Raw genomic sequence first — 15,327 nt, 5'->3', positions numbered from 1 at the left:
TCCCCCCATGACGAGGACACGCCATGCCTGCATCCGCCCCCGCCGGTCACCGCTACGAAACCGACTACGACCGCCGCAGACTGCGCCAGTGGCTCGCCGGTGAGGCCAGGGCCGACGGGGTCACCCGCCGTCGGCTGCTCACCCTGCTCGCCGCGACCGCCGCCGGAACCGCACTCGGCGCCACTGCGCCCGCCCATGCCGCCGACACGCCGATCGTCAAGCCGTTGCCGCCCGAGTGGTTCATCCCGCGCGGCACCAACGCCGAGACCCGCTGGGAGGCGCTGCGCGGCACCGGTCACCACACCCCCAACGAGCTGTTCTTCGTGCGCAATCACACCGCCACCCCCGTCCTGGAAGCCGCCGACTGGCGGCTGCGGCTGTGGGGGAGCGGGCTGCGCGGCGCCCCGGGCGAGGACCGGCCGGTGGAGTTCGGGTACGACGACCTGCGGGCCCTGCCGGCCGTCACCCGTACCGCGTTCGTCGAGTGCGCCGGAAACGGCCGCTCCTTCTACACGACCCAGCAGGGCGAGACGGTCACCGGCACCGCGTGGACCCTGGGCGCGATCGGCGTCGCACGCTGGCGCGGGGTGCGCCTGGCCGACGTGCTGCGCAGGGCCGGGCTGTCCCCGCACGCCGTGGACGTGCAGCCGCGCGGCCTGGACGCCGAGTACGTCAGCGGCGGCGAGAGCCTGGGCCGGGTCCGCCGTCCGCTGCCGCTCGCCAAGGCGCTGGACGACGTACTGCTCGCGTACGAGATGAACGGAGAGCCGCTGCCGTACGACCACGGGTACCCGGTACGGGTGTTGGTGCCCTCGTGGGTGGGGATCGCGTCGATCAAGTGGGTCGGCGACATCGAGGTGTCCGCGCAGCCGCTCTACTCGCCCTGGAACACCACCTTCTACCGGCTCTTCGGCCCCGCCCACCCGGAGGGCGGCAGCGCGCCGCTCACCCGGCAGGCCACGAAGAGCGCGTTCGAGCTGGCGAGCGGGGCCACGTTCGAGGCGGGCCGCAGGCATGTGCTGCACGGACGGTCGTGGTCGGGCGCGGGGGCGTCGCCCGGGTCGACGTCAGCACCGACGGCGGGGCGAACTGGCGGCCTGCCCGGCTGCACGACCGTCCCCGCGCCGGCACCTGGACCCGCTGGTCCCTCGGCTGGCGGCCCGACGCCCCCGGCGCCACCCACCTGCTGGCCCGCGCCACGGACACGGCCGGCCGCACCCAGCCGACCACCGCCGTGCCGAACACCCAGGGGTACCTGTTCGACGCGGTGGTCCGGCATCCGGTGAGCGTGGTGTAAGGGTCGTCGGTTGGGTGCGGCGCCGTTGTGGCTGGTCGCGCCCGCGCGGCGGAGCCGCAAATGTCAGCGCCCCGCGCCCCTTTGGGGCGTTGCCGCACCGGGGCCCGCCTCGTACCGCGTGCTCGCCTCTAGACATCGGATCTCTCCTCCGGCGAAGATGCTCATGCCCTCGATGGACGTCGATGTGGCGGTCATATCCCCGTGAAAGAGCCGATGAATAGGCCGGAGATCTCACTGTGATCAATGACTCTCAACCGCAGCGACGGAGCATCCTCAAGTTCGGCAGCGCCCTCGCCCTTGCACCTTTGATCACTCAGCTCACCGGCGGCATCCCCGCAGGACAGGCCGCTGCCGCAGGGACCGACGCGCGTACGGCCGTCCAGTGGCCGACCCTGTCCCGCAAGGCGCTGAAGTATCGCGTCCCGGCAGCGGACTGGCAGTCCCAGGCCCTGCCGATCGGCAACGGCAGACTCGGCGCCATGCTCTTCGCCGATCCCTACGAGGAGCGCATCCAGTTCAACGAACAGAGCCTGTGGGGCGGGGTCAACAACTACGACAACGCGCTCGCCGGCAAACCCGACAGCGATTTCGACACCGGCATGACGGGCTTCGGTTCGTACCGGAACTTCGGGGACGTCGTCGTCACCTTCGCTCCCCGCGCGAGCCCGAAGGTCACGGCCCCCGGCGGACCGTACAGCAGCTCCTCGGCCGAAGGCCTCGACAAGTCGTACGACCGCGAATCGAGCACCAAGTGGTGCATCGACGGGCCCGGTTCGAAGGTGCAGTGGCAGGTCGAGCTCCCCGAACTCGTCGCGGTCGCCTCCTACCGTCTGACGAGTGCCAACGACGTGCCGCAGCGCGACCCGCAGCAGTGGACGCTCTCCGGCTCCGCCGACGGCGCCACCTGGACCACGCTCGACAGCCGCACGCTGGACGCGCCCTTCGAGAGCCGTTTCCAGACGAAGGAATTCACCTGTGCCGGCACCCCGGCCGCCTACCGCTTCTACCGGTTCGACTTCGTCCCCAAGGCGGGCGTCAGCCACTTCCAGGTGAGCGAGATCGGGCTGTCCGGCGTCGACCTCGGCGCGGGCGGTTCGTGGTACCTGTCCTCGACGAGCGGGCACACCGCGGGATCCGGCGGCGGCTCCAAGTCCCGGGCCATGGACATCTCGCGGTCCGTGGACCGCGATCCGGCCACCGTCTGGCGGGTCGACGCCGACGCGCCGGCGGTCGTCTGGCAGGCCGACCTGCCCCGCGCGGCCGCCGTCACCTCGTACACGCTGACGGCGGCCCCGGACCGGCCGCGGGACGACCCCGGGCGATGGACGCTCGAGGCCTCGCAGGACGGGCACGCCTGGACGACCCTCGACACGCAGACCCCCGGAGCGCCCTTCGCCGACCGCGGCGCGAGCCGGACCTACCGGGTCGCCAACACCACGGCCTACCGCGTCTACCGGCTCACCCTGACGCCCGGCGAGTCCGCCAGAGGCTTCCAGATCGCGGAGATCGCGCTGGCAGGCAACGGCTTCGACACGTGCACCCAGCGGACGGTCGTCGACTACCAGCGCGGCCTCGACTTCATGAAGGGCGTCCACACCACCCGCTTCGGCGCCCCGGGACGGCGCGTCCTGCGCGAGGCCTTCGCCAGCCGGTCCGCGGACGTCATGGTCTTCCGGTACACCTCGGACGGCGCCCGGGAACTGTCCGGAGCGATATCGCTGACGTCCGCACAGGACGACGCCCCGACGACCGTCGACGCCGACGCCGGGCAGCTCGCCTTCAGCGGTGTCATGGGCAACGGACTCAAGCACACCTGCACCGTCCGGGCCGTGCACACCGACGGCGACCTCCGCGCCGACGGATCGCTGCTCCGGTTCAGCGGCTGCACCACCCTGACCCTGTTCCTCGACGCCCGCACCGACTACAAGCTCGACGCCGCCGCCGGGTGGCGCGGACCCGCTCCGGAACCGATCGTCGCCAGGACGCTCGACAAGGCGGCCGCCCGGTCCTACGGCAAGCTGCGCGACGAACACACCGCCGAGGTGCGCGCCCTCATGAAGCGCGTCTCCGTCGCCTGGGGCGTCTCCGACCCGGCCGTCGTCGCGCTGCCGACCGACGTCCGGCTGGCGCGCTACGCGGCGGGCGGCCAGGACCCGACCCTCGAGCAGACCATGTTCGACTACGGCCGCTATCTGCTGATCAGCTCCTCCCGCCCGAACGGCCTGCCCGCCAACCTCCAGGGCCTGTGGAACGACAGCAACCAGCCGGCCTGGGCCTCCGACTACCACACCAACATCAACGTCCAGATGAACTACTGGGGAGCCGAGACGACGAACCTGCCGGAGAGCCACGAGGCACTCGTCCGGTTCATCGAGCAGGTGGCGGTGCCCAGCCGCGTGGCGACCCGCAATGCCTTCGGCGAGGACACCCGCGGCTGGACCGCCCGCACCAGCCAGAGCGTCTTCGGCGGCAACTCGTGGGAGTGGAACACCGTCGCGAGCGCCTGGTACGCGCAACACCTGTACGAACACTGGGCGTTCACCCAGGACCTGAACTACCTCCGGGCCGTCGCCCACCCGATGATCAAGGAGATCTGCGAGTTCTGGGAGGACCACCTCAAGGAACGCGCGGACGGCCTGCTCGTCGCGCCGAACGGCTGGTCCCCCGAGCACGGGCCGCGCGAGGACGGCGTGATGTACGACCAGCAGATCATCTGGGACCTGTTCCAGAACTACCTCGACTGCGAGGCGGTGCTCGACGCGGATCCCGCCTACCGGGCCAAGGTCGCGGACATGCAGGCGCGGCTCGCCCCGAACAAGATCGGCCGGTGGGGGCAACTGCAGGAGTGGCAGGAGGACATCGACAGCCCCACCGACATCCACCGTCACACCTCGCACCTCTTCGCGGTCTACCCGGGCCGTCAGATCACCCCGAAGGCACCCGACTTGGCGGCCGCCGCCCTCGTCTCGCTGAAGGCGCGGTGCGGCGAGAAGGACGGCGTCCCGTTCACCGCCGCCACGGTGTCGGGCGACAGCCGCCGCTCATGGACCTGGCCCTGGCGAGCCGCCCTCTTCGCCCGCCTCGGCGACGGGCACCGCGCCCAGATCATGCTGCGCGGACTGCTGACCTACAACACGCTGCCCAACCTGTTCGGCAACCACCCGCCCTTCCAGATGGACGGCAACTTCGGCATCACGGGCGCCGTGGCGGAGATGCTCCTGCAGAGCCACGACGGCGTCATCCACCTGCTGCCCGCCCTGCCGGCCGCATGGAAGGCCGAGGGCTCCTTCACCGGGCTGCGCGCCCGCGGCGGCTACGAGGTCGACTGCCGGTGGCGGGACGGGAAGGTCACGTCGTACAGAATCGTGGCCGACCGGGCACGGAACCGGGGGAGCGTCACCGTGCGGGTGAACGGCGTCGACAGGACGGTGAAGCCGGCCAAGCCCTGATGCCGCGCGTCCGGCAAGGAGCAGGTCCGTAAACGGACGGATCGGGTGTTCTCGGTGCGGATGGGTCACCATGGTGGGAGAGGGCACGACGTCCTGGCGGACGCCGGGGCCCTGCCGTGGCGCGCCGTCCTCGCGTGCGTGACGGGCCCGTCCGGAAGGAGGGCGTATGCCGCGGGGCAGGTTGCGGGTGTACCTCGGGGCGGCCCCCGGCGTGGGCAAGACCTACGACATGTTGGGCGAGGGACAGCGGCGCGCCGGGCGGGGCACCGACGTGGTGATCGGGTTCATGGAGGACTACGGACGGCAGCTGACCCGCAAGATGGCCGAGGGGCTGACGACCGTGCCCCGCCGGACCATGCCCTACCGGGGTACGACCTTCTCCGAGATGGATCTCGACGCCGTGCTCGCCCGCCACCCGCAGCTGGCCCTGGTCGACGAGCTCGCCCACACCAACATCCCCGGGTGCCGCCACGAGAAGCGCTGGCAGGACGTCGAAGAGCTGCTGGACGCGGGCATCGATGTGATCTCCACGGTCAACATCCAGCACCTGGAGTCGCTGGGCGACGTCGTCGAGCAGATCACCGGGGTACGGCAGCGCGAGACGATCCCCGACGACGTGGTCCGCCGGGCCGACCAGATCGAGCTGGTCGACATGTCCGGCGAGGCGCTGCGTCGCCGGATGGCACATGGCAACGTCTACCCCGCGGACAAGATCGACGCGGCGCTGGTCAACTACTTCCGGCTGGGCAACCTCACCGCCCTGCGCGAGCTGGCCATGCTGTGGGCGGCCGACCGGGTCGAGGAGGCCCTGCTGCGCTACCGCACGGACCACGGCATCCAAGAGCCCTGGAGCACCCGGGAACGCGTGCTGGTCGCCCTGTCCGGCGGGCCCGAGGGCGAGACGCTCATCCGGCGGGCCAAGCGGATCGCGTCCCGTGGCGCGGGCGGTGAGTTCCTCGCCGTGCATGTGCAGCGCGCCGACGGGCTCGCCACCGCATCGCCCAGACTCCTGTCCTGCCAGCAGGCCCTGGTGGAAGAGCTGGGCGGCACGTTCCACGCGGTGACGGGCGACGACACCGCCGAGGGCGTGCTGGACCTCGCCCGGGAGGTGAACGCCACCCAGATCGTCATCGGCGCCACCCGGCGCAGCCGGCTGAAGACGCTGTTCTCCCGGGGCGTGGGCGAGACGATCATCGAGGGGTCCGGCGACGACATCGACGTGTACGTCGTCACCCACTCCGAGGCCGCGCACGGTCGGCTCCTGCACCGCCGTGCAGGCGCCGCCGGAGCGTCGAGCGCCGCACAGTGACCCGAGGAACCAGGAGCCGGGCTGCCGGAGAGCACCCAGTCGAGTGCGCTGCCCAGTACCTCGGTGGAGAGCTGTTCGCGCCGGTCGGTGTCGATGCCGAGCTGCCGTAGCTCCTCCACCTGCGCGGCCGCCGCCCGCAGGTCGTCCAGCAGCGGTTCCTGCGGCGACCGCTCGCGCAGCCGGGAACGGATCGCGGCGACCCGCGCCGCCGTGAAGTGGATCGAGGACTCCGGCACCGACTCCACCGCCGCCACGGCCCCGGCCCGGTCGCCCGAGGCCAGCAGCACCCGGGCGAGCCCGAACGCGGCGCTGACATAGCGTTCGTCGGTGCTCCACACCAGCCGGTAGTACGCGGAGGCGTTGGCCGGCCGGCCCGTCACCTCCGCGCAGATGGCCAGCGCCGGCTTGGGCGCGGACTCGCCCGGGAAGGCGTCGTACACGGCGTCGAAGGCCAGCGCGGCCGTCTCGTGATCGCCGGTCGTCAGCGCGGTCACGCCCCGGTGCCACACCACACGCCAGTCGTCGAGGTCGTCGTCGGCCAGCGCGGTCAGCAGGCGCGAAGCCTCGTCGACGTCGTCCATCTCCAGCCGCGCCCGCAGGTCCTGCAGCCGTTTCTCTACGGAGTCGACAGGCGCCGTCCGCAACGCCGTGACCAGCTCCGCCGGCGCCGCGGCCGCCAGGCCCGCAAGGAACCCGGCGTTGGGGTCGGTCGGGTCCACCAGCGGCACCGGCAGCGCGAGGGCGGCGTCCGCCTCGTACTTGCCGTAGTCGGCGATGGCCTGGGCGACGGACGCTCCGGCGACGGGGTCACCCTGCGCCGCGACGGAGAGGTCACGCAGGTAGACGCCGGCTTGGGCGCGCCGCTCGTCGTAGATGCGGGCGGCGGTGCGGCGGTCGTCGGCGAGGTCCGGATTGGTGCCGAACATCAGCTGGTCGGCGAGCTGGGCGTCCATGTCGTTGATCGCGAAGTACAGGCCGGTGGCGCTGGTGATCTGGGGTGCGGAGTGGTTGCGGATGTCCAACCAGGCGGCGCGGGAGAGCAGACCGGTCGCGACGAGCGCGGCGACGAGCAGTGCCGAGGTGGTCAGCGCGGCGCCGCGCAGCAGTCTCGGCCATCTCGGGACGGTCGAAGGGAGGTGGGCGCGCCACAGCACAGTCGGTCTGCGACGCGCCCAACGTATCCGGCGCACCCAGCTGTTGGGGGAACGCGCGGTTCGCGGTGCCTCCCTCTGGAGGACCGGGGGAAGTCGGCCCCTTCCGGAGCCGACGTCTGGGGCGGTGTCGCAGGGCGCTGTTCCGTAATGCTGGTGTCCGGCATCGCATCGAGTCCCCTTCGCGCTGCGGAGCCGCTTGCGCCGCGCTTTCCGCGAGGGCCACTCTTGCGCCTCGAACGCGACCCAGTCCTGTCTTGTCGCGTCCTTGACACCCAGGCCCAAAAATCTTGACGCGACACTGACGGCGAGCTGGAAGGGACGGGGGATCGGCGCGGCACGGCGTCCAGGGCCCCACGTGGTCGGGGCCGGGTGGGCCGTGGCGACCGCAGCATCGTCACCGGCCGCAGCGACGCCGTTGCTGAGGCCCGGTGTGCCGAGCCCGATTGTGTCGCGCCTCAATGCGCCGGGGCGTGTGCATCGGTTTGGTTCGGGGGCGGGTTTGCTTCTGTGCGACCGCTTCGTGTGCGTCGCCCTTTGGCTGGTTCCTCGTTGACGAAGTCGGCTGGGAGGCTCAGAGGAGAGTGCGGAGTTGATGTCAGGGAAAGCGGGGCGGCGACTGTGGTGGGCGCTGCTGGGCATTGCGGTGCTGCTGTCGGGGAGCAGTCTGCTGTGGGTCGTCGGTGTTCTGCTCACGCGGGATCTGGAGCCGCAGGACACGGCGGGTGTGCTGGGCCTGTTCGTCGGCGCCGCCGGTGTCGTGCTGGGCGTCGTCGCGCTGCGGCGGCCTGCGGAAACGGATCCGATCGTGATCGCGGGGCGGCTGGCCGCCCGGGTCCGTAACACGGAGGGCGAGCAGTGGCGTCGGCTGCTGGGCGGGGACCGGATCCCGATCGACATCGCCTTCACCTTCCGAACCGGCGGGCGGCGTGCGGCGGTTCCGCCGCAGCGGCCGGCCGGTTCGCTGGAAGGCGTCGCCGACGACTTCATGGCCACCCGCCCACGCCGACTGGTCATCACCGGCGAGCCGGGCGCCGGCAAGACGGTCCTCGCGGTCAAGCTCATCCTGGCCCTTCTCGACCGACGGGGCGCCGACGACCCCGTGCCGGTCCGGTTCCCGCTGTCGGACTGGGATGTGGCCATGCCGCTGGAACGCTGGCTGAGCATGCGGCTGGAGCACGACTTCGACCTGGCCGCCGCAGAGGCCCGCTGCCTGGTGGAGCACCGGCTGGTACTGCCTGTGCTGGACGGACTCGACGAGATGGACACCCCCGACACCGCCTGCCCGAGGCGTGCCACAACCGCACTGCAGCTGCTTGCCGCCTATCAGGACGGCGCCGACCCCTCTCCGTTCGTGCTCACCTGCCGCAGCGCCTTCTACGAACAAGCGACCACGCACCGCGGCGCACCGGTCGTCGATACCGCCCGCGTGCACCTGGCGCCGGTCTCGGCCGACCAGGCCCGGGCCTTCCTCGAAGACCGCTGCAGTAGTGAGCCCGAACGTTGGAATCCGGTCCTTCGTGTCCTGGCGGACAACCCGACCGGCGCCTTGGGCCGCGCACTTTCCACGCCCTGGCGTCTCACCCTCGCCACCACCGTCTACGCCCACGACGGCGACCCCGGGGAGATGCTGAACCACGACTCGCCGACCGCCATCGACCGGCACCTGCTGGCCCGCTACGTTCCCGCCCTCACCGAGTTGCTGCCGGACCCCCGCTATCCGGCGGAACGCGTCGAGGAATGGCTTGGCATCCTCGCCCACCACCTCGGCCGCAACGCCGAGACCCGACTCGTTCTGCACCGCTTGTGGCCGTTGGCAGGGCGACTGCGCGTCCTTGTCGTGGACTTGCTCCTCGTGACGGCCTGCGTCATCCCCGCCGTGCAGAACCTGCGCGACTACTCGTGGTTCGTGCAAGCCATCGAGATGCCGACGACCCTGCACGATCAGGCTTGGCTGGCCATCGGCATCGGGGCGGTCATCTGGGCCTTCCGCCTCGGCACCCCGCTCCCGGCCGTCGCCCGCTGGCCCCGTCGGGGGACCCGGGCACGGCGTGATCTGGCACGGCGGCGCCGCACCAGGGGCCTGGCCGTGGGCGGCGCTCTCGGTGCGGCCACCGCCCTGTTCGTCACCGTCCAACCGAGTCTCGGCGGCTTTCCCGGCGTCTACATCGCTTTCCCCTACCTGGAGGTGAAGGGAGTCAGCCTGGTGTCGTCCTATGCGCTGCTGGCCGGCATCGTCGTCGGGCTGACGACAGGAGCGATCGCGGCGGTCACGACGGAGCCGTCCCGGGAGGCCGACGACAGCGCCCTCGACCTGAGGCACCCCCTGCGCGGCGACCTGGTCGCCGGCACGGCCACGGCCGTCTCGTACGGCGCGGCACTCGCTCTTCTCGTCGCCCTGTTCAAGGCGAGCGAGGAACTGGGGCACTACCTGTACTGGGGCGACCTCCTCGACGAGCCCATGCACATCTACTACACCGAGTACGCCGCCGGCGTCTCCAGCGGCATGGCGCTGACACTTCTCGTCGCAGCCGTCTGCCTTCGTGCCACGCGTCGCTATGTCGCGTTCGTGGTGTGCATGCGCCGACTGCCCCGGAGGCTGGGGAGGTTCCTGTCGTGGGCGTGCGAGGCCGGGTTGCTCCGCACGTCCGGTGACGGCTACCAGTTCCGGCATCTGCAGTTGCAGCACTGGCTCGACGGCCACTCGCCCGCCCCGGCCCCGGAGACGCAGCCGGCGAACGTGTAGCTACGTCACGACCAGCACGCTGCACGAGCATCGGTGCAGCCGGGAAACTTCCCGGCCGAGGCCGGTGAGGACATCCAGGACGAGCGGGCCGCTGCCGGGGTGGTTCAGCCGTCGCCCCGAGAGGCGCCGAAGCGAACGATGAGACGCTCTGGTCGTCGGCGCACCGACACGAGGCCCGGGGTCATACCCAGGTCGTACTCGCCACTCGTCCTGAAGGAGGGCAGCGGCGCGTCGGCTCGTGCGACCGCACCAAGCCGGAGTGCCAGCACACGCACGATGCCTCGGCACACCCTGGCCCGCCAGGCTGGTGATCTACCCCTCCCAGACCTGGAGATCCGTTTCTCGTGGCTACCTTCCTCTACCGGATGGGCCGGACCGCCTTCCGACGGCGCTGGCTCGTGACGCTGTTGTGGGTCCTGCTTCTCGGCGCAGTCGGCCTCGGCGCGGCCAAGGCGCCCGCCTCCTCCGACGACGGCACGTCCTTCATGCCGGGCATCGAGGCCCAGAAGGCCTTCGACCTGATCGGTGAGCGTTTCCCCGGTACGGACGCCAACGGCGCCAGCGCGCGCATCGTGTTCGTCGCCCCCGACGGCCAGCGGGTGACCGGGTCCGGCAACCGCGCCGCCATCGACGCGCTCGTGGCGAAGGCCGCCGACGAGCCGGAGGTCGCGGGCGCGGTGAGCCCGTTCACGGCGGGCGCGGTGAGCAGGGACGGCTCCACCGCCTACGCCACGGTGAACTTCAAGGTGCGGGCCGAAGATCTCACCGACGCGGACAAGGCCGCGCTGGAAGAGGCCATCGACGACGCCCGCGCCTCCGGTCTCACCGTCGAGGTCGGCGGCGACGCGCTCGCCGAGCAGCCCGCGGCGGGCGGCTCCGCCGAGGCCATCGGCATCGCCCTCGCCGCCGTCGTCCTGCTGATCACCTTCGGGTCCCTCGCGGCGGCCGGGCTTCCCCTGCTCACCGCCGTCGTGGGCGTCGGCGTCAGCATGGCCTCGATCCTGGCTCTGGGCAGCGTCTTCGGCCTCTCCCTGACCACCGGCACCCTGGCGACGATGCTCGGACTGGCGGTCGGCATCGACTACGCCCTCTTCGTGGTCTCCCGCTACCGGGAGGAACGAGCGCGCGGCCACGCTCCCCAGGAGGCGGCCGGACTCGCCACCGGCACGGCCGGCTCGGCCGTGGTGTTCGCCGGCCTCACGGTTGTCATCGCGCTGGCGGGCCTGTCGGTGGTCGGGGTTCCGATGCTGACCAAGATGGGTCTGTGCGCTGCGGGCGCCGTGGTCGTCGCCGTGCTGGTCGCTCTCACCCTGGTCCCGGCCCTGCTCGGCATGTGGCCGAACGCCGTGCTCTCCCGCGCCACGCGCAAGCGCGGCCGTGCGGCAGCCCGGTCGGCCGCAGACACGGGCAACGGCGGTACGGACAACTGGGCTACGGGCAACGGGGGTACGGACAACGGCGGTTCCCGGTGGGCTCGGTTCGTGCTGCGCCGCCCGGTGGCCGTGCTGGTGGCGTGCGTCGCCGGCCTGGGCGTCCTGGCCCTGCCCGCCGCGAGCCTGGAGATGGGCATGCCGGGCGCCGAGTCCAAGCCCGTCTCCTCCACCGAACGGCGCGCCTACGACGCGCTGGCGGACGGTTTCGGAGCGGGCTTCAACGGACCGCTGACGATCGTCGTGGACGCCAAGGGGGCGGCGGACGCCAAGGCGGCCGCGAACGAGATCGCCGAGAAGATCGGCGCGACCCGTGGGGTCGTGTCCGTCTCTCCCGCGCAGTTCAATCCGGCCGGCGACACCGCGCTGTTCTCCGCGGTGCCGACCGCCGGTCCGAACACCGAGGACACCAAGAACCTCGTCAAGACCATCCGCTCGGAACGAGCCGATCTCGAACAGGCGACCGGGGCGACGTTCGAGGTCACCGGCAGCACCGCGATGAACATCGACATCGCGGTGGCCCTTCAGGACGCCCTCGTGCCCTACCTGGCCGTCATCGTCGTGCTGGCCCTGATCCTGCTGCTGGTGGTCTTCCGTTCGGTACTCGTGCCGGTCAAGGCCGCCTTCGGGTTCCTGCTGTCGGTACTGGCCGCCCTCGGCGCGGTCGTCGCGGTCTTCCAGTGGGGCTGGGGCGCCGAACTGCTGGGCGTGGAGCAGGCCGGTCCGATCATGAGCCTGATGCCGATCTTCCTGGTCGGCATCGTGTTCGGCCTGGCCATGGACTACGAGGTGTTCCTGGTCGCCCGGATGCGCGAGGCGTACGTCCATGGCGACCGGGCTCCCCAGGCCGTCGTCACCGGCTTCCGGCACAGCGCCCGCGTGGTCGTCGCCGCAGCGGTGATCATGATCGCGGTGTTCTCCGGGTTCATCGCCTCCGGCGAGTCGATGATCAAGACCATCGGCTTCGGTCTGGCCGTCGCGGTGCTGTTCGACGCCTTCGTCGTACGGATGGCGCTCGTGCCGGCGGTGCTGGCCCTGCTCGGTGACAAGGCGTGGTGGCTGCCCGGGTGGCTCGACCGGCTGCTGCCCCGCGTCGACGTCGAGGGCTCCGGGCTCGCCACGTCCCCGACGGGCCCCACCGGGCCGCAGGGCACCGAGCCCACGCACCAGGAACCGGCCCGCGTCTGACGCGATCCGCCCGCGTGCGCCGCGGCGCCGGACACCACGGCGCCGCGGCCCACGCACAGTGCTCGCGCAAGGCGCAAGGCGCAACGCGCAAGGCGCAGGGCGCAGGTCAGCGCGCAGGGCAGCGACCCGTCCAAGACGTCGTCGAAGCCGCGACACCGGCCGTGTCCAACCGCAAGCCCTGGTCGCCCACCACCTCACCCCGGCAGACGCCCAGGTCGGCACCGCCGCGTACGTCTCAAGGGCCGCCCCCTGCCTGCACCCTCCCCCCACGGCAACCACGAGAGCCCCGCCCCATGACCATCCGCGTTCTGCTCGCCGACGACCAGGCCCTGCTGCGGGCCACCTTCCGCATCCTCATCGACTCGGTCGCGGACCTGACCGTCGTCGCGGAGGCCGCCGACGGCCAGGAAGCCGTCGACCTCACCGCGACCCACCGGCCCGACGTCGTCATCATGGACATCCGCATGCCGAACGTCGACGGCGTGACGGCCACCGCAGCGATCTGCTCCCGACCGGAACTGTCGGACACCCACATCCTGATCCTCACCACCTTCGAGAACGACGAGAACGTGGCCAAGGCCCTGCGCGCCGGCGCGAGCGGCTTCCTCGGCAAGGGCGTCCGCCCCGAGGACCTGCTGTCGAGCATCCGCACCGTGGCGACCGGCGACGCCCTCCTGTCACCCGTCGCCACCCGAGCCCTCATCACCCGCTTCCTGGCCACTGCGGACACCGACGGCTTCCACGCGCTCCCCGACGCCGTCAAAGCCCTGACCGACCGCGAACGCGAGGTCATGGCCCTGGCCGCGCACGGCAAGTCCAACGCCGAGATCGCCGCCGAGATCGTGCTGAGCCCGCTGACCGTACGCAGCCACATCCAGCGGGCCATGACGAAACTCCACGCCCGCGACCGCGCCCAACTCGTCGTCATCGCCTACCAGAGCGGCCTGGTGAAACCGCATCCGCAGCCCCACGCCTGCGCGCCCTGACGAGGCTCATCTCTTCAGTGCAGGCTTTGGTTGCGTGCCGTGCGGGAGCCGTCCGCCCCGGAGTGTGGTTGTTTTTGCTCCTGTCCCGACACCCGGCCCTTGCTCGCCTCTCACATCTCACAGAGAGCCGACCAGGGCTAGATCGATTAAGTAATCCGTTGTAATCTCCCTGCCCATCCCCGGACGAGTCGGTTGCGTAGCGCGTCGCGCCACTAGATCGATTTAGTAACCTCGGATGAACGACCCCGACAGGAGCCGCACATGGCACACATGGCACACATGGCAGTCCCCAGTCTTCAGGACGGCATCGACAAGGCCGGTTCGCCCGTCGGCCTGCTGTGGAAGCCGAACGCCGAGCCGTGGACCCCCGAGGTGGTCGAGCGGGAGTACGCCGGCTGGCGCCGGGAGCAGGCGGCCTGGCACGAGGGTGTGGCGCTGCTCAACCTCTCGCACCACATGTACGACATGTGGATCGAAGGCCCGGACGCCACCCGGGCGTTGGCCGAGTACGGCGCGAACAACTTCGAGAAGTTCGCGATCGGCCAGGCCAAGCAGTACGTGCCCGTCACCCGGTCCGGCCACATCGTCACCGACGGCATCCTCGCCCGCCACGCCGAGAACAAGTACCTCCTCAGCGGGATCCCGGCCGCCCAGCACTGGGTGCGGTACCACGCCGAGAAGGCGGGCCACGACGTCGCCTTCGAGACCGACGCGTCCTCCGCGTTCCGTCCGGGCGGCGGGGACCCGAAGCTGTTCCGCTATCAGATCCAGGGCCCGCTGGCGCTGGAGCTGACCGAGAAGGTGTTCGGCGGCCCGCTGCCGCAGACCAAGTTCTTCCACGCCACCCCGGTCACCCTGGACGGCCGTTCCTTCGAGGCCCTGCGGCACGGCATGGCCGGGCAGTCCGGCTACGAGTTCATCGGGCCCTGGGAGCATGCCGCGTACGTCCACGAAGCGTTCATGGAGGCCGGCGAGCCGCTCGGCCTCGTCCAGGTCGGCGCGCTCGCCTACACCACCCCGAGCGTGGAGAGCGGCTGGGTCCCCTCCCCGGTGCCCGGCATCTACACCGACCCCGAGCTGGCCGGGTACCGCGCCTGGCTGCCGCTGTTCGGCATCGAGGGCAAGCGCCCGCTCAACGGCAGCTTCTTCTCGGCGGACATCGAGGACTACTACGTCTCCCCGTACGAACTGGGCTACGGCAAGCTGATCCACTTCGGGCACGATTTCCATGGCCGCGACGCCCTGCTCAAGGCCAAGGACGCACCCCATCGCACCAAGGTCACCCTTGTCTTCGACCCGGACGACGTGCGACGGGTCGTCGGCGGGGGAGAGGACCCCGGCTTCGTTCTCACCTACGCCCGCCACCGCGTCGAGACTTCCGCGGGAATGATCGGCACGACCATGCAGACCGCCTCGATCGACCCGGTCGGCACGGTCCTGGCCCAGTCCCTGGTCGACCCGGCCCATGCCGTGCCCGGCGCCGAGGTGAGCGTGGTCTGGGGCGAACACCCCGGCTTCGGCACCGACCCCGAGGCCGATCTGGGGTTCCCCCGCATTCGCGCCACCGTCCGGCCCAGCCCCTACGACCGGCACGCCCGCACCGCGTACCGCCGCGACGCGTAAGCGCTCCGCTGGAAGCGCCGCGATGTGCCGTCGTTTTGCTGCGGCGCCGTTGTGGCTGGTCGCGCAGTTCCCCGCGCCCCTTTGGGGCGCGGCCGACTTTCCCCGACCTTGCGCGGCGAACGGGCGGCCTCCCCCCCCCGGTGCCACC

The 15,327-nt window shown here is 71.3% G+C and carries 6 protein-coding genes and 2 pseudogenes; 7 read left to right on the top strand and 1 reads right to left on the bottom strand.

From position 1 onward, the window contains the following. Positions 1-23: 23 nt before the first annotated feature. The 3 genes and pseudogenes from ACWCPF_RS38575 (at position 24) to ACWCPF_RS38565 (ending at position 6,055) form a co-directional block, all read left to right on the top strand. Positions 24-1,297, top strand: a pseudogene (locus tag ACWCPF_RS38575) (sulfite oxidase). A gap of 305 nt (positions 1,298-1,602) precedes the next feature. Next, positions 1,603-4,746: a glycosyl hydrolase family 95 catalytic domain-containing protein gene (locus ACWCPF_RS38570; RefSeq protein ID WP_451049803.1), complete on the top strand. Its 3,144-nt coding sequence runs from the start codon at positions 1,603-1,605 to the stop codon at positions 4,744-4,746. 166 nt (positions 4,747-4,912) lie between these two features. Beyond that, the gene (locus ACWCPF_RS38565; protein ID WP_451049802.1) at positions 4,913-6,055 is read left to right on the top strand and encodes a universal stress protein; all 1,143 of its coding nucleotides are present in this window, start codon (positions 4,913-4,915) and stop codon (positions 6,053-6,055) included. A 74-nt stretch (positions 6,056-6,129) separates the two neighbouring features. On the opposite strand, the pseudogene ACWCPF_RS38560 reads toward ACWCPF_RS38565, so the two are convergent. Next, a pseudogene (locus tag ACWCPF_RS38560) lies at positions 6,130-6,981 on the bottom strand (tetratricopeptide repeat protein); the annotation flags it as partial. Between the two features lie 820 nt (positions 6,982-7,801). Here ACWCPF_RS38560 and ACWCPF_RS38555 point away from each other — a divergent pair. From ACWCPF_RS38555 to ACWCPF_RS38540, 4 genes are all read left to right on the top strand, one after another. Beyond that, positions 7,802-9,952: an NACHT domain-containing protein gene (locus ACWCPF_RS38555; protein WP_451049801.1), complete on the top strand. Its 2,151-nt coding sequence runs from the start codon at positions 7,802-7,804 to the stop codon at positions 9,950-9,952. Between the two features lie 344 nt (positions 9,953-10,296). Next, a complete protein-coding gene (locus tag ACWCPF_RS38550) occupies positions 10,297-12,570 on the top strand; it encodes an MMPL family transporter (RefSeq protein ID WP_451049800.1) in 2,274 nt (757 codons plus the stop codon). 293 nt (positions 12,571-12,863) lie between these two features. Beyond that, on the top strand, positions 12,864-13,556 hold the full coding sequence (locus ACWCPF_RS38545; protein ID WP_451049799.1) for a response regulator transcription factor: 693 nt from the start codon (positions 12,864-12,866) through the stop codon (positions 13,554-13,556). Between the two features lie 261 nt (positions 13,557-13,817). Beyond that, entirely contained in the window at positions 13,818-15,179 is a 1,362-nt protein-coding gene (locus tag ACWCPF_RS38540; protein ID WP_451049798.1) for an aminomethyl transferase family protein, read from the top strand. Positions 15,180-15,327 lie beyond the last annotated feature (148 nt).

The sequence above is a fragment of the Streptomyces sp. NPDC001858 genome (assembly GCF_053594615.1).
Note: the sequence above shows the minus strand (reverse complement) of the source record. Positions and strands in the feature narration are given on the sequence as shown.